The organism is Pandoraea pneumonica (genome assembly GCF_902459645.1).
GTDB lineage: Bacteria > Pseudomonadota > Gammaproteobacteria > Burkholderiales > Burkholderiaceae > Pandoraea > Pandoraea pneumonica.
The window spans coordinates 622,221-636,293 of sequence record NZ_CABPSK010000002.1; the positions used below are offsets into that span (position 1 = coordinate 622,221).

At 62.5% G+C, this 14,073-nt stretch carries 15 protein-coding genes and 1 riboswitch; of the genes, 12 read left to right on the forward strand and 3 right to left on the reverse strand.

Annotated features, from left to right (window positions below; translation table 11 throughout):
• Nucleotides 1–77: 77 nt before the first annotated feature.
• Nucleotides 78–205: riboswitch (S-adenosyl-L-homocysteine riboswitch) on the forward strand.
• A 32-nt stretch (nt 206–237) separates the two neighbouring features.
• The 12 genes from ahcY to PPN31114_RS11855 all read left to right on the forward strand — a co-directional run bounded on the left by ahcY (nt 238) and on the right by PPN31114_RS11855 (nt 11,807).
• Nucleotides 238–1,653: an adenosylhomocysteinase gene (gene ahcY, locus PPN31114_RS11800; RefSeq protein WP_150679686.1), complete on the forward strand. Its 1,416-nt coding sequence runs from the start codon at nt 238–240 to the stop codon at nt 1,651–1,653.
• Nucleotides 1,654–1,790: 137 nt separating this feature from the next.
• Nucleotides 1,791–2,150: a phage holin family protein gene (locus tag PPN31114_RS11805; RefSeq protein WP_150679687.1), complete on the forward strand. Its 360-nt coding sequence runs from the start codon at nt 1,791–1,793 to the stop codon at nt 2,148–2,150.
• Nucleotides 2,151–2,195: 45 nt separating this feature from the next.
• Nucleotides 2,196–3,056, forward strand: a complete 861-nt coding sequence (locus tag PPN31114_RS11810) for a TlyA family RNA methyltransferase (RefSeq protein ID WP_150679688.1) — start codon at nt 2,196–2,198, stop codon at nt 3,054–3,056.
• A gap of 37 nt (nt 3,057–3,093) precedes the next feature.
• The gene (gene metF / locus PPN31114_RS11815) at nt 3,094–3,924 is read left to right on the forward strand and encodes a methylenetetrahydrofolate reductase [NAD(P)H] (RefSeq protein ID WP_150680380.1); all 831 of its coding nucleotides are present in this window, start codon (nt 3,094–3,096) and stop codon (nt 3,922–3,924) included.
• Nucleotides 3,925–4,252: 328 nt separating this feature from the next.
• Nucleotides 4,253–5,893 carry an ABC transporter substrate-binding protein gene (locus tag PPN31114_RS11820; protein WP_150679689.1) on the forward strand — a complete coding sequence of 547 codons (1,641 nt, stop codon included), beginning with the start codon at nt 4,253–4,255 and terminating at the stop codon, nt 5,891–5,893.
• A 201-nt stretch (nt 5,894–6,094) separates the two neighbouring features.
• Entirely contained in the window at nt 6,095–7,099 is a 1,005-nt protein-coding gene (locus PPN31114_RS11825; protein ID WP_150679690.1) for an ABC transporter permease subunit, read from the forward strand.
• 12 nt (nt 7,100–7,111) lie between these two features.
• Nucleotides 7,112–8,032 carry an ABC transporter permease subunit gene (locus tag PPN31114_RS11830; RefSeq protein ID WP_150679691.1) on the forward strand — a complete coding sequence of 307 codons (921 nt, stop codon included), beginning with the start codon at nt 7,112–7,114 and terminating at the stop codon, nt 8,030–8,032.
• The gene (locus PPN31114_RS11835; RefSeq protein WP_150679692.1) at nt 8,029–9,051 is read left to right on the forward strand and encodes an ABC transporter ATP-binding protein; all 1,023 of its coding nucleotides are present in this window, start codon (nt 8,029–8,031) and stop codon (nt 9,049–9,051) included. The genes PPN31114_RS11830 and PPN31114_RS11835 overlap by 4 nt, the downstream gene beginning before the upstream one ends.
• Nucleotides 9,048–10,094: a peptide ABC transporter ATP-binding protein gene (locus PPN31114_RS11840; RefSeq protein ID WP_246182516.1), complete on the forward strand. Its 1,047-nt coding sequence runs from the start codon at nt 9,048–9,050 to the stop codon at nt 10,092–10,094. The genes PPN31114_RS11835 and PPN31114_RS11840 overlap by 4 nt, the downstream gene beginning before the upstream one ends.
• Nucleotides 10,095–10,144: 50 nt before the next feature.
• Nucleotides 10,145–11,092, forward strand: coding sequence for a TraB/GumN family protein (locus tag PPN31114_RS11845; RefSeq protein ID WP_306439712.1), 948 nt, complete (start codon nt 10,145–10,147; stop codon nt 11,090–11,092).
• A gap of 146 nt (nt 11,093–11,238) precedes the next feature.
• Nucleotides 11,239–11,520, forward strand: a complete 282-nt coding sequence (locus tag PPN31114_RS11850; RefSeq protein ID WP_150679694.1) for a hypothetical protein — start codon at nt 11,239–11,241, stop codon at nt 11,518–11,520.
• Nucleotides 11,517–11,807, forward strand: a complete 291-nt coding sequence (locus PPN31114_RS11855; RefSeq protein WP_150679695.1) for a type II toxin-antitoxin system RelE/ParE family toxin — start codon at nt 11,517–11,519, stop codon at nt 11,805–11,807. Before PPN31114_RS11850 ends, PPN31114_RS11855 begins: the two co-directional genes overlap by 4 nt.
• Nucleotides 11,808–11,912: 105 nt before the next feature.
• Here the strand turns inward: PPN31114_RS11855 and ureG are convergent, their stop codons facing one another.
• The 3 genes from ureG to ureE all read right to left on the reverse strand — a co-directional run bounded on the left by ureG (nt 11,913) and on the right by ureE (nt 14,073).
• Nucleotides 11,913–12,551 (reverse strand): urease accessory protein UreG, encoded by a 639-nt coding sequence (gene ureG / locus PPN31114_RS11860; protein WP_150679696.1) that lies wholly within the window; start codon nt 12,549–12,551, stop codon nt 11,913–11,915.
• Between the two features lie 84 nt (nt 12,552–12,635).
• On the reverse strand, nt 12,636–13,361 hold the full coding sequence (locus PPN31114_RS11865; RefSeq protein WP_150679697.1) for an urease accessory protein UreF: 726 nt from the start codon (nt 13,359–13,361) through the stop codon (nt 12,636–12,638).
• Nucleotides 13,330–14,073 carry an urease accessory protein UreE gene (gene ureE, locus PPN31114_RS11870; RefSeq protein ID WP_150680382.1) on the reverse strand — a complete coding sequence of 248 codons (744 nt, stop codon included), beginning with the start codon at nt 14,071–14,073 and terminating at the stop codon, nt 13,330–13,332. Before ureE ends, PPN31114_RS11865 begins: the two co-directional genes overlap by 32 nt.

Here is a 14,073-nt window from a genome sequence, read left to right on the forward strand (position 1 = left end):
TCCTGCGCTGCAAAAAAATAACCCTTCGAGCGTCGCCCCTGGGCCGACGCGCCGCATGAGTTTTGCTACAATGCGCCAGTCTTGAGGAGCGTTGCGACAACGATTAGCGTTGCCAGGCTCAAGATCCTTCCCATTGGCCCCCGCCGGCCCCCGGTTCAACCCGGATAGTTCGGCGCGTCAGCCCCAAGAACGGCGCTCACGTCCCAACTATCTAGACATTTAGAGAAAGGAGGCGTGATGAACGCCGTAGTCGATTCGAAATTCAACGATTTCCACGTAGCCGATATCAAGCTGGCCGATTGGGGCCGCAAAGAACTGCGCATCGCCGAGAGCGAAATGCCGGGTCTGATGGCCACGCGTGAAGAGTTCAAGGCCAGCCAGCCGCTCAAGGGCGCCCGCATCGCCGGTTCGCTCCACATGACGATCCAGACGGGCGTGCTCATCGAGACGCTGACCGCGCTGGGCGCCGAAGTGCGCTGGGCCTCGTGCAACATTTTCTCGACGCAAGATCACGCCGCTGCCGCCATCGCTGCCGCTGGCATTCCCGTGTTCGCCTTCAAGGGCGAATCGCTCGACGAGTACTGGGAATACAGCCACAAGATCTTCGAATGGCCGAACGGCGAGTTCGCCAACATGATTCTCGACGACGGCGGCGACGCCACGCTGTTGCTGATTCTGGGCAGCAAGGCCGAGAAGGACATCTCGGTCGTGGGCAACCCGACCAACGAAGAAGAAGTGGCGCTGTATGCCGCTATCAAGCGTCACATCGCCATCGATCCGCAGTGGTACAGCAAGCGTCTGTCGCAGATCAAGGGCGTGACCGAAGAGACGACCACGGGCGTGCACCGCCTGTACCAGATGGAAAAGGACGGCACGCTGCCGTTCCCGGCCATCAACGTCAACGACTCGGTGACCAAGTCGAAGTTCGATAACCTGTACGGCTGCCGCGAGTCGCTCGTCGACGGTATCAAGCGCGCGACCGACGTGATGATCGCTGGCAAGATCGCGCTCGTGGCCGGTTACGGCGACGTGGGTAAGGGCTGCGCACAAAGCCTGCGTGGTCTGGGCGCCACCGTATGGGTCACCGAAATCGACCCGATCTGCGCGCTGCAAGCCGCGATGGAAGGCTACCGCGTCGTGACGATGGAATACGCCGCCGACAAGGCCGACATCTTCGTGACCGCCACGGGCAACTTCCACGTGATCGATCACGACCACATGGCCGCGATGAAGAATCAGGCCATCGTGTGCAACATCGGCCACTTCGACTCGGAAATCAACGTCGCGTCGACCCGCAAGTACGAGTGGGAAAACATCAAGCCGCAAGTCGACCACATCATCTTCCCGGACGGCAAGCGCATCATCTTGCTGGCGGAAGGTCGCCTCGTGAACCTGGGCTGCGCCACCGGTCACCCGTCGTTCGTGATGAGCAACTCGTTCACCAACCAGACCCTCGCGCAGATCGAACTGTTCGTGGACGGCGCCAAGTACAAGAACAGCGTGTACGTGTTGCCGAAGCATCTGGACGAGAAGGTTGCGCGCCTGCACCTGGGCCGCATCGGTGCCGAGCTGACCGTGTTGAGCGACGATCAGGCGAAGTACATCAGCGTCGAGAAGAACGGTCCGTTCAAGCCGGCGCACTACCGTTATTAATTCGCTAGCCGTTAGCGATTGATTGCCGGTAACCGCGCGGCCGTGCCTTGGGTGCGGCCGCGCAAGATTTTGTCACTGCCGGTGGTGACGCCGACACAGATCGGCATTGTTCACCGGCGCGTCCTTCGGAGCTTGCTATGCGTCTGCTGCTGATTTGGCTCATCAATGCCATCGCACTTCTCGTTTTGCCGCACGTCATCTCGGGCGTTCAGCTCAAGGGGATTGGTACTGCGCTGATCGTTGCGGTCGTGCTCGGCCTCATCAACGCCTTCCTGCGTCCGCTGCTCGTGATCCTCACGCTGCCGGTCACGGTCGTCACGCTCGGCTTGTTCATCTTCGTGATCAATGCGCTGTTGTTCTGGCTGGCATCTCACGTGGTCAAGGGCTTTGAAGTGTCAGGCTTCTGGGCGGCGCTCTTCGGCTCGCTGCTGTACAGCCTGATTTCGTGGATTCTGTCGGCGCTGGTGTTCGGCGGCGATCGCGCCACGAACGTTTAATTCGCGCACCGGCGCGTCAGTTTTCATCCGCAGGAATTTGCCGTTATGTTGCCAGCCCTTCGTGTCGATCAGGCCCTCGTATCGCGAGGCCTCGCGGCGTCGCGGACTGCTGCACAACGGCTGATCGACGCCGGGCGGGTGTACTTCGCGAACACCGACACGGTGCTCAAGAAGGCCAGCCAGCTCGTCGCGAGCGACGAAGAGCTCGAAGTGCGTGCAGCGGCCGACGGGCTGCCGGGCGAAGAGCGCTATGTGTCGCGTGGCGGGTTGAAGCTCGAAGGGGCGCTCGCCGCCGCTGGGCTCGGTGCCGACGCGCTGAACGGCCGCATCGCGCTCGATGTGGGGCTGTCGACCGGGGGCTTCGCGGACTGTCTGTTGCAGGCTGGTGTTGCGCAGGTGGTCGGTGTCGATGTCGGTCACGGGCAATTGCACACGCGGCTCGCCGCTGAGCCGCGCTTGATTTCGCTCGAAGGCATCAACGCGCGGCATTTGTCGCGCGAAATGCTCGACGAGCAATTGGCGAGTCTGGCGCAACGCGGCGATGAGCATGCCCCGACACCGGCGCTCACGTCGGTGCCGGAACGCGGCTTCGATTTGATCGTGGGCGATGTGTCGTTCATCTCGCTCACGCTGGTGTTGCCTGCGCTTGCACCGCTGCTCGCCGCCGATGGCGACTTGCTGATGTTGGTGAAACCGCAGTTCGAGGTGGGGCGCGAACACATCGGGCGCGGCGGGCTGGTACGCGACGCCGCGCAATACGCGCAAGTGGAGACAAAGATCCGCACTGCCTGCGAGTCGCTCGGCCTAATGGTGGCTGAGGTGGCCGGCTGGTTCGACAGCCCGATCACGGGCGGTGACGGTAACCGAGAGTTTTTCGTGCACGCCACGCGTGCCAACGCCGCATGAGTGCCGCATGAACGACTCTCTCGATAATCAGAAGATCATGACGCAACCTTCCTTCAGCTTCGAATTCTTCCCGCCCAAGACCGCCGAGGGCGCGGAGAAGCTGCGCGCGACGCGCCAACAACTGTTCCCGCTGGGACCGAAATTCGTCTCGGTGACGTTCGGGGCCGGTGGCTCGACCCAGCAGGGCACGATCGATACGGTGGTGGAAATCCAACGCGAAGGCGTCGAAGCGGCGCCGCACTTGTCGTGCGTGGGTTCGACCAAAGAGAACATTCGCGACATCTTGCAGACGTACCGCAGCCATGGCATCCGTCACATCGTGGCGTTGCGCGGCGATTTGCCGTCGGGCATGGGCGAGATCGGCGAGTTTCGCTACGCGTCGGAACTGGTGGAATTCATTCGTGCGGAAACCGGCGACTGGTTCCACATCGAAGTGGCCGCTTACCCCGAGTACCACCCGCAGGCGAAGTCGCCGCGTCTGGATCTCGAACACTTCGCCAACAAGGTGAAGGCCGGGGCGAACGCCGCGATCACGCAGTACTTCTTCAATGCGGATGCGTACTTCCGCTTTGTCGATGACGCCAAGCGACTCGGCGTGGACGTGCCGATCGTGCCGGGCATCATGCCGATCACGAATTACTCGCAGATGATGCGGTTCTCGGAAATGTGCGGCGCGGAAGTGCCGCGCTGGATTGCCAAACGCCTCGAAGGCTTCGGCGACGACCGCGAGTCGATCCGCGCGTTTGGCCTCGACGTGGTGACGGCCCTGTGTGAGCGCTTGCTCGCGGACGGCGCACCGGGTCTGCACTTCTATACGCTTAATGCGGCATCGGCCACCAAGGCCATGTGGCAGCGGCTCGGCCTGTAAGCTGGCCTGCGGCCCGGATCGACGTCCGGGCCGATTTTCTTTCCGACCCTTCCCGTCTCCTCCCTTTTCCTCCCTCCACCTCCTCGTATTTCCGGCGCGCACGCCCTGTGCCAAGCAGGTCGCCGATTGCGCAGATCCGGTGCATGAATGTCAATCCCAATCAAAATTAAGTGTTTTCCTAAAAGAAAACGCTGCAAATCGGCAATTCGCTAGGGATTTGGCGTGTTGTGACGCGAGGTAACCTTCAGTAATATTCCCGGGTGCTCGGCGGCGACCCCGAACCGGGGGACCCGATCCTGAGCCTCGAAAATACTATTCCGAGGAGCCTATGAAACGAACCCACACCCTGCGTTTGCTTTTGGCGGCCTCCCTGCTTGCCGGCGCGGCCGTGATCCAGCCCGCCTCAGCAGTCGAGCTCCCGAACAAGACCCTCGTGTATTGCTCCGAGGGCAGTCCCGCCGGTTTCGATCCGGGACAGCTGACCACCGGCACCGACTTCGATCCCGCCGACGCGATCTACAACCGCCTGATCGCCTTCGTACCGGGCGAAACCGGTGTCATGCCGTCGCTCGCAGAGAAGTGGGATATCTCACCGGACAACAAGGTCTACACCTTCCATCTGCGCAAGGGCGTCAAGTTCCACACGACCGAGTACTTCACGCCGACGCGTGACTTCAATGCCGAAGACGTGAAGTTCACGTTCGAGCGCATGGGCGATCGCGAGATGGCCTTCCGCAAGGCGTATCCGGCTGAGTTCCCGTATTTCGTCGACATGGGCCTTCAGAAGGACATCGATCGTATCGAGATCGTCGATCCGTACACCGTCCGCTTCGTGCTGAAGCAAGTCGATGCGCCGTTCATCCAGAATCTGGCCATGTCGTTCGCGTCGATCCTGTCGAAGGAATACGCCGACAAGCTGCTCACCGCGAACAACGCGCGCGATATCGCGCTCAAGCCGGTCGGCACGGGCCCGTTCATTTTCCGTAGCTACACGAAGGACGCCACGCTGCGACTGGACGGCAATAAGGACTACTGGAATACGAACCTGCCGCCGAAGGTGAGCAAGCTGATCTTCGCGATCACGACCGACGCGAACGTGCGTATCCAGAAGCTCAAGCGCAACGAGTGCCAAGTGGCGACGTATCCGCGTCCGGCCGACGTCGATTCGCTCAAGGCCGATATCTCGGCGCAGGGCAAGGCATCGAAGCTCAAGATGCCGGATCAGGTCGGTTTCAACCTCGGCTACGTGGCGTACAACGTGCAGAAGAAGCCGCTCGATCGCGTGGAAGTGCGTCAGGCACTCGACATGGCGATCAACAAGCCGGCGATTCTCCAGTCGGTGTACGGCTCGGCAGGGCAGTTGTCGAACGGCGCGCCGATGCCGCCGACGCAATGGTCCTACGACAAGAACATCAAGCCGGCCGGCTACGACCCCGAGAAAGCCAAGGCGTTGCTCGAGAAAGCAGGCGTGAAGAATATCGAAATCACGCTGTGGGCGATGCCGGTGCAACGTCCGTACAACCCGAACGGCAAGCTGATGGCGGAAATGATTCAGGCCGACTGGGCGAAGATCGGCGTGAAGGCCAACATCGTCACGTACGAGTGGGGTGAGTACATCAAGCGCGCCAAGGCGGGTGAGCACGACGCACTGCTGATCGGCTGGACTGGCGACAACGGCGACCCGGACAACTGGCTCGGCGTGCTGCTCGGCTGCGACTCGATGAACGGCAACAACTTCTCGAAGTGGTGCTACAAGCCGTTCGACGATCTCATCAAGCAAGCCCGTCAGACCACGGACGTTGGCGCGCGTACGAAGCTGTACACGCAAGCGCAGGAAATCTTCGCGCAACAACTGCCGTTCTCGCCGATCGCACACTCGACGCAATACAAGCCGATGGCGACGAACGTGAAGGGCTTCAAGCTCAGCCCGTTTAGCCGCAACAGCTTTGCCGGTGTGTCGCTCGACTGATCGGGCTTCCCCTCAAGGCGACGGCCACGACCGTCGCCGGTAGCACGCAATAGATTGGTATCAAGCAGGCAGACCTGGCCGCCGCGCCTGGGTCTGCTTGCCGCACCAAGACATAAGACCGTCTACGACTGATTAACGCGGCACAGCGCCACCCGTCCTGCCGCCGGGGGCGGGCGGTGCGCAAGCCCACGGAACCCTCATATGCTGAGATTCGTCCTGCGACGACTGGGCATGGTGATCCCGACCTTTATCGGCATCACCGTCCTGGCGTTCGCGCTGATTCACCTCATTCCCGGCGATCCGATCGAAGTGCTTGTGGGCGAGCGTAATCTCGACCCCGTGATGCACGCCGAAGCCATGAAACGGCTCGGGCTCGATCAACCGCTCACCACGCAATATTTCGTCTACCTGAAGCACGCCGCGCAAGGCGACCTCGGGCGCTCCATCGTTACTAACGAAGGCGTGCTCCACGAGTTCTTCGCGCGCTTTCCCGCCACGCTCGAACTGGCCACCTGCGCCATGTTGTTCGCGCTGATCGTCGGCCTGCCCGCTGGGGTGGCCGCGTCGCTGCGGCGCGGCAAGATGCTCGATCACACCACGATGGGGGCGGCGCTCACGGGCTATTCGATGCCCATCTTCTGGTGGGGGTTGTTGCTCATCATGCTGTTCTCGGTCGATCTGCAATGGACCCCCGTGTCAGGGCGCATCGGCGTGGAATACGACGTGCCGGTCGTGACCGGCTTCATGCTCATCGATACCTTGCTTTCGGGCGATCAAGGGGCATTCTCGTCTGCGGTCAGCCACCTGATTCTGCCGACCATCGTGCTCGGCACGGTGCCGCTCGCCGTGATTGCCCGGATGACGCGCTCGGCCATGCTCGAAGTGCTGCGCGAAGACTACATTCGCACCGCGCGTGCGAAGGGGTTGTCGCCGTGGCGCGTGATTGTCGTGCATGCGCTGCGTAACGCGCTGATTCCGGTGATTACGGTGATCGGGCTGCAAGTCGGCACGCTGCTCGCGGGTGCGGTGCTCACGGAGAACGTGTTCTCGTGGCCCGGCATCGGCAAGTGGCTGATCGATGCCATCTTGCGACGCGACTATCCGGTGGTGCAGGGCGGCATTCTGCTCATCGCGACGGGCGTCATTCTGGTCAACCTGCTGGTCGACGTGCTCTATGGCGTCGTCAACCCGCGCATTCGGCACTGAAGGAGGTCAACCATGAGTGACGCACCTGCCACGCTGCCGCCTCCCGCCGCTGTTACCGCCACGCCTCGTGGGCGACTGGTTCGGGAGTTCCTGCGCAGCTTTACCGCTAATCGCGGCGCGACGTTTGCCGCGATTATTTTGATTCTGATGTTCATTGCGGCCATCTTTGCGCCGCTGATCGCGCCGCACAGTCCCATCGAGCAGTACCGCGACTTCGTGAAAATTCCGCCCGCGTGGTTCGAGGGCGGCAATGCCAGCTTTCTGCTGGGCACCGACGAAGCCGGGCGCGACATTCTTTCCCGCCTGATTTTCGGTGCGCGTCTGTCGTTCTGGATTGGTCTGTCGTCGGTGGTGCTGTCGCTGATTCCGGGCATTCTGCTCGGCTTGCTCGCGGCGTTCTTTCCGCGCTGGCTCGACACGCCGATCATGCGACTGATGGACATGATGATGGCGCTGCCGTCGCTGTTGCTCGCCGTGGCCGTGGTGGCGATCATCGGCCCGGGGCTGGCGAATACCACCATCGCGATTGCCATCGTGACGTTGCCCGCGTACGTGCGTCTCACGCGTGCAGCGGCCATCGGTGAATTGCAGCGCGAGTATGTGACTGCGTCGCGCATGGCCGGGGCGGGCACGCTGCGGCTGATGTTCTCGACGGTGTTGCCGAACTGCGCGGCACCGCTGATCGTGCAGGCGACGCTGAGCTTTTCGGTGGCCATTCTCGATGCGGCGGCGCTCGGCTTTCTCGGGCTGGGCGTGCAGCCGCCGCTCGCCGAATGGGGCTCGATGCTCGCTTCGGCGCGCGACTATATGGAAAGTGCCTGGTGGATTGTGACGCTGCCCGGCCTTGCGATCGTCATCTCGGTCCTTGCGATCAACCTGGTCGGTGACGGCCTGCGCGACGCCCTCGACCCCAAACTGAAGCGAATCGCATGAGTCTGCTTACCATCCGCAATCTTTCGGTCGATTTCGACGGCGCGCGCGCGGTCGAAGCGATCAACCTCGATGTCGGTCAAGGCGAGATCCTCGGCGTGGTCGGCGAGTCCGGCTCCGGCAAGAGCGTGACGATGCTCGCGCTCATGGGGCTGATCGACGCGCCCGGGCGTGTGCGCGCCGACGAAGTGACCTTCGACGGACGCGATCTGTTGCACGCGAGCGCTCGCCAGCGCCGCAACATCGTCGGCCGCGATGTCTCGATGATCTTTCAGGACGCGCTCTCCAGCCTGAACCCGAGCTATTCCATCGGCTATCAAATTGGCGAAGTGCTGCGCCGCCATATGGGCCTGCGCGGCCGTGCGTTGCGCGACCGTATCGTCGAACTGCTCGAACAGGTGGAAATTCCGGACGCCGCCAACCGGCTCGACGCGTATCCGCATCAACTCTCGGGCGGCATGAACCAGCGCGTGATGATCGCGATGGCGATTGCGTGCCAGCCGAAGCTGCTGATTGCCGACGAACCGACGACGGCGCTCGACGTGACGATTCAGGCGCAGATCATGGCGCTGCTGCTGCGGTTGCAGCGCGATCACGGCATGTCGCTAGTGCTGATTTCACACGATCTGGCCGTGGTGGCCGAAGTCGCGCATCGCGTGGCGGTCATGTACGCCGGGCAAGTGATCGAAGTCCAGCAGGTGCCGGCGCTGTTCGACGCGCCGCATCATCCCTACACCGAGGCCTTGCTCGCCGCGATTCCCGAACACAACCGTGGCGTGCGTCGTCTGCATACGTTGCCCGGCGTCGTGCCGGGGCGAGACGACCGTCCGGCGGGGTGTCTGTTGTCGCCGCGCTGCCCGTACGCCGATGACCATTGCCGCACAGTGCAGCCCGCGCTTGAGCCCTACACGGGCCCGAGTGCCGTCGGGACGCCGTGGGTGCGTTGTTTCAAGCCGTTGCCGCACGAAACCGGGCGGGTGAGTGGCGTGGCAGGTGATTTGGCTTCGAGAGGTGCGCAATGAGTGAAACCGTTTTCGCGACGCCGCCGGGTGGCCCGGACGCGCCGCAGGCCACGCCCCAAGCGGGTGAGCCGAATCGTACGGTGCTTGCCGCCCGCGATCTGAAGCGTTTCTATGCGGTGAACCGCGGATTATTCCGTGGCGAAGCCACCGTCAAGGCGCTCAATGGGGTGTCGTTCGAGTTGTCGGCGGGGCGCACGCTGGCCGTGGTCGGTGAGTCGGGGTGCGGCAAATCGACGCTGGCCCGGGTGCTGACATTGATCGAGCAGCCGACGTCCGGCACACTCGCCATCGACGCGACCGAGACCACGGGGGCGTCGACAGGCGATTTGGCGCCACTGCGCACGCGGGTGCAAATGGTGTTTCAGAACCCTTATGCGTCGCTCAATCCGCGCAAGACCGTTGGGCAGGCGCTGGACGAGCCGTTGGCCATCAATACGGCGCTCAGCCGCGCTGAGCGGGGCGAGAAGATTGCCGCGATGATGCGCACGGTGGGGCTGCGGCCTGAGCATGTGGCGCGGTATCCGCATATGTTCTCGGGCGGGCAGCGTCAGCGCGTGGCGATTGCCCGGGCGATGATTTTGTCGCCGGCGATCGTGGTGGCGGATGAGCCGGTCTCGGCGCTGGATGTCTCAATTCAGGCACAGATCCTGAATCTTTTCATGGATTTGCAGGACCGGTACGCGACGAGTTACGTGTTCGTGTCGCATAATCTCGCCGTGGTCGAGCATGTGGCCGACGACGTGATGGTGATGTATCTCGGCCGCGCGGTCGAACACGGTCCTAAGGCCGCCGTGTTCGGCAAGCCGCTGCATCCGTACACCAAGGCGCTGATGTCGGCGACACCGGCCATCAAGGCTAGCGAGCGGCGCGTGAAGATTCCGCTGATCGGCGAGTTGCCGTCGCCGCTGCGTCCGCCGCCGGGGTGTGCGTTTGCGCCGCGGTGTCCGTATGCTGTCGACCATTGCCGCGAGGAAGTGCCGCAATTGCGCAAGCTCGAGGGACGTCTGGTGGCGTGCCATCGGGTTGAAGACATTGAGGGATGACGAGATTGGGTGGACCACCACGCGCGACGCATGTCCGTCGGGGCGTCGCTTTGACCGGTTGGCTGCTGGGCTGCCTGCTGATGACGCTCGCCGTCACGCTCGATGCCGCATCGACGGTGACGCCGCGCGTCGTGGCACCGCGTGCGATACCGTTGGTGGTCCCCGAGCCCGGCGAATCGCCGCCGGGTGCGAATCTCCCGTTCTACGAAGCCCGCAAGGGCGACATGACGATCTACGTCATGGGCACGCTGCACGTCGGCAAGCCTGACGATTACCCGTTCCGGAAAGTGGTGGTCGATGCGCTGCGCGTATCGAAGGTGGTGGCGTTCGAGCTCTCGCCGGACGATCTCACCATGTCGCAGGACGATGTGCAGAAATACGGCATGTGTACGCGCGCGTGTCTGCCGCGGATGATTCCCGCGCCTTTGTGGCGTAAGTTGCGCGACCGTCTCAAGGGCAACCCGGCGATGCTCAACGAGATTCGGCATATGCGGCCATGGCTGGCGGCGTTGCTGGTGGAGACGCTCGACTCGATGGGGGCCGATCTGCAAACGGAGTACGGCACCGAGAATCAGTTGGAGAACATCTACCGGGGGCGCATTGTCGGGCTGGAGTCGCTGGCCGAGCAGATGGACGCGTTCACGGGGTTGTCGGCCGCGCAGCAAAACGAGTTGTTGGCGCAGGAGTTGGTGCTGACGCCGAAGAAGGCCACGGCGCAGGTGGAGGAGTTGCACCGGTTGTGGCGTGCGGGTGATGCCGAGCTGGTGTTCGATTGGTCGCAGGGCAAGGCGGCGCAAGTACGTCGCAACGTGGCGTTGGCCGATGCGATCGACGAGCGCATTTTGTACTCGCGCAACCGACGCTTTTTAGCGCGGATGTTGTTCCTCGCGGACCCGGGCAAGCCGGTGTTCGTCGCCATCGGCACGCTGCATCTGGGCGGCCCGCATGGGGTGCTGCAATTGCTCCGAGAACATGGTTTTTCGGTCGCGCAGCGGTAGTCGGAATCTCGCTTTGGCAATGAGGGCGGTTCTTTTGGGAATCGCCCGAGATATCCCCGGCCTGCATTGACGCTCCCCATCGTGGACGGTTAATTTGTGATCACTCGCTTGAGTGGCCCCCCAGCCAACGGAACGCCTTAACCACGATGCAAATTTCGACACAATTCCCTGCTCAATCTCCCACGCAGATTCCCTCGCATTTACCCGCGCCTCATCCCGACGACCACCACGACGTAGATCCGTCGATCGACGACGATTTTCTCTCTCCGGAAATTCTTGAGTCACTTGCAGTGCTCGAAGATGAGCGAATTCTTCGGGAGAAAGTGATGCGTGGCCTCGCGAATATTGCGGCGGGACGCTTTATGTACGGTGAAGCTGTCGAGGCAGAGTGTGATGCCTTGTTTACAGCCGAAGAGAGGGTGGAATGAGCTGCCGATCGATTCTGTGGGACGTCGATGCGGGACACGAGCGAGTCCGTATCTTGCGCAATATCGCCGAGAAAAATAGATCGGCAGCTTGGCGCATGAACTTGTTGTTTAAAAAATCAGTTGAGCGACTGCAAACATTTCCGGCGTTTGGCCGCCCGGGTTTAGTCAAGGGAACGCGTGATCTGAGCGTCCACAAGAACTACCGCATCGTCTACGCGATTGAAGACGAGTATCTGGAGGTGCTCGCGATCGATCACGTCAAACGACAGTCGGCATTCTCTTCATAACTTTGAAGGGCGGGGGCGTTTCGCAGACATCTAAACGCCTCTTGCCCGCAGCTCGCTTCGCCGGCGCCCGTAACGGGTAGGCCTTCCGGTTACCGACAATCCCCCTCAAGCCAACATCCCTCGCGCTTCAATAAACTGGATGATTTCCTGAAGGCCTTTGCCTTCCTTCATGTTGCCCATGACGAAGGGGCGCATGCCGCGCATCTTCTGGGTGTCTGCGCGCATGATGTCGAGCGACGCGCCAACGTACGGTGCGAGATCCGTCTTGTTGATGATCAGCAGGTCCGACTTGGTGATGCCGGGGCCGCCCTTGCGTGGAATCTTCTCGCCGCCCGCCACATCGATCACGTAAATCGTCAGATCGGATAGCTCGGGGCTGAACGTCGCGGCGAGGTTATCGCCACCAGATTCGATGAAGACGACGTCCGCATCCGGAAAGCGCTCCAGCATGCGCTCGACCGCTTCGAGATTGATCGATGCGTCTTCGCGAATGGCCGTATGCGGGCAGCCGCCCGTCTCCACCCCCAAAATGCGTTCGGGTTCCAGCGCCCCTGCCACCGTCAGCAGACGCTGATCTTCCTTCGTGTAGATGTCGTTGGTGATGACCACGAGATCGTAGCGCTCGCGCATCGCTTTGCAGAGCATCTCGGTCAGCGTCGTTTTGCCGGAGCCGACCGGGCCGCCGATACCGACACGCAGCGGCGGATTCTTCTTGGTACGTCGGGCGTTGGAAGATGTCGTCATAACAAGTGTGGTGAGTGGCGCAGAGTGATAGGGGGCCAATGGGGGCGAAGGTGTGCCGGTTCACAGGTTCGAAGCGACGGCACCTCACGAACGGAACAGCCTTGAGTACTGCGTCTCGTGGCGCGACGCAAGGATCGCGAGCGCCGGGGAAAACGTGTTGATGCGGTCGTCGGGCAACGTGGCGGCGCGATGCGCGGCGTCGATGATGCGAGGCCGCAGCGCCACGATCACACGTTGCGCGGCGAGTTGCCCCAACGGTACGGCTTTGAGCGCACCGGCGACCTGATTCTCCAGCCAGCTAAACGCGTAAGCGACCAGCATGTCGGCGAGCGGCGCACCGTGCGTGAGGGCCGCAAAGGCAAACGCGGTCGGCAAGGCAATCGGTCGGATCGAAGCCAGTTGCTCGCGTTGAGCCGCAGTGCCCCATTCGAGCGACATCGCCAGTTGCGTGAGCGACCAGCCCATCTGCTCGGTTTCGGCACGCAGTTCGGCCGCTTCACGCGTCGCCAGCAGCCAGTCGTTGATCCGGACTAGCGCCGCGAAATCACCCGCCTGCCAATGTCGCCACTGTCTTGCCAGCAATGCCATTTCGCCGGTGGTGAACACGCCGTCGAGTTGGCTCCCGATCCAACGCTCCGCACTCGGGGCGTCCGTGATGATGCCGTGCTCGACCGCTGCTTCCAGCCCTTGCGAATAGCTGAACGCCCCGATAGGCAGCGCAGGCGACGCAAGATGAAGCAGCGCCGCAAGCGATTGCAGCGACGCGGCCGCAACGGGTTCAGTGAGAGGACTGGCCAGACTTGCCGTCATCGGGAACGCTCGAGGGTGTGGCGGAATGATTCGATGAGACGCTGTCATCGCTCGCCGGTGGGTTCGAATGCGAGTGATCGTGCCCGCAGCCGGGGCCATGAACATGACCGTGATCGTGGCCGCACTCGGCGGTATGCACGTGTCCATGCGAGTGGTCATGCCCGCAGTCTGGACCATGCACGTGCCCATGCGAATGCCCGTGATGCTCGTGGAACACTTGCTGCGCGAGCGCGTAGTCTTCCGCGAAGGTGGCATCGTGGCCGTGCTTGTGACCGCCGCCATAAGCCCCGGCTTCCGGCTCGAACGGCATCAAGGCTTCAGCCACATCGACGTCGAGCCGCAGCAGCATATCGCGCAGTACCGAATCGAATTCGAGCTTGAGATATCCGTCGCCGACTTCCACCGGCGTATGGCGATTGCCAAGGTGATAAGCGGCACGCGTGAGCGCGAGCGGCGTGGCAGCCGTCACCAGCAGGACCGTTTCCGGGGCGGCTTCCACGCGAATCATGCCGCCGTCGTCAGCGACCAGCACGTCGCCGCCGCGCAGTACCGTGCCGCGTGGCAGAAACAGGGCGACTTCCTCACCGGTCTCCAGCGTCGCGCGCAGACGGCTTTTGCCGCGCGCATCGAAAGGCAAAACCAGTGCAGGGGCTCGGCGCGCGAGTGTGGCCGCAATGCGTCCTGCTTCGAAGCGCTTCTCGACGCGGCGCAG

What these genes read in the sequence shown, in the direction of transcription:
- ahcY (WP_150679686.1), top strand. Translation starts at nt 238, where the DNA reads ATGAACGCCGTAGTCGATTCGAAATTCAACGATTTCCACGTAGCCGAT.
- PPN31114_RS11805 (WP_150679687.1), top strand. Translation starts at nt 1,791, where the DNA reads ATGCGTCTGCTGCTGATTTGGCTCATCAATGCCATCGCACTTCTCGTT.
- PPN31114_RS11810 (WP_150679688.1), top strand. Translation starts at nt 2,196, where the DNA reads ATGTTGCCAGCCCTTCGTGTCGATCAGGCCCTCGTATCGCGAGGCCTC.
- metF (WP_150680380.1), top strand. Translation starts at nt 3,094, where the DNA reads ATGACGCAACCTTCCTTCAGCTTCGAATTCTTCCCGCCCAAGACCGCC.
- PPN31114_RS11820 (WP_150679689.1), top strand. Translation starts at nt 4,253, where the DNA reads ATGAAACGAACCCACACCCTGCGTTTGCTTTTGGCGGCCTCCCTGCTT.
- PPN31114_RS11825 (WP_150679690.1), top strand. Translation starts at nt 6,095, where the DNA reads ATGCTGAGATTCGTCCTGCGACGACTGGGCATGGTGATCCCGACCTTT.
- PPN31114_RS11830 (WP_150679691.1), top strand. Translation starts at nt 7,112, where the DNA reads ATGAGTGACGCACCTGCCACGCTGCCGCCTCCCGCCGCTGTTACCGCC.
- PPN31114_RS11835 (WP_150679692.1), top strand. Translation starts at nt 8,029, where the DNA reads ATGAGTCTGCTTACCATCCGCAATCTTTCGGTCGATTTCGACGGCGCG.
- PPN31114_RS11840 (WP_246182516.1), top strand. Translation starts at nt 9,048, where the DNA reads ATGAGTGAAACCGTTTTCGCGACGCCGCCGGGTGGCCCGGACGCGCCG.
- PPN31114_RS11850 (WP_150679694.1), top strand. Translation starts at nt 11,239, where the DNA reads ATGCAAATTTCGACACAATTCCCTGCTCAATCTCCCACGCAGATTCCC.
- PPN31114_RS11855 (WP_150679695.1), top strand. Translation starts at nt 11,517, where the DNA reads ATGAGCTGCCGATCGATTCTGTGGGACGTCGATGCGGGACACGAGCGA.
- ureG (WP_150679696.1), bottom strand. Translation starts at nt 12,551, where the DNA reads ATGACGACATCTTCCAACGCCCGACGTACCAAGAAGAATCCGCCGCTG.
- PPN31114_RS11865 (WP_150679697.1), bottom strand. Translation starts at nt 13,361, where the DNA reads ATGACGGCAAGTCTGGCCAGTCCTCTCACTGAACCCGTTGCGGCCGCG.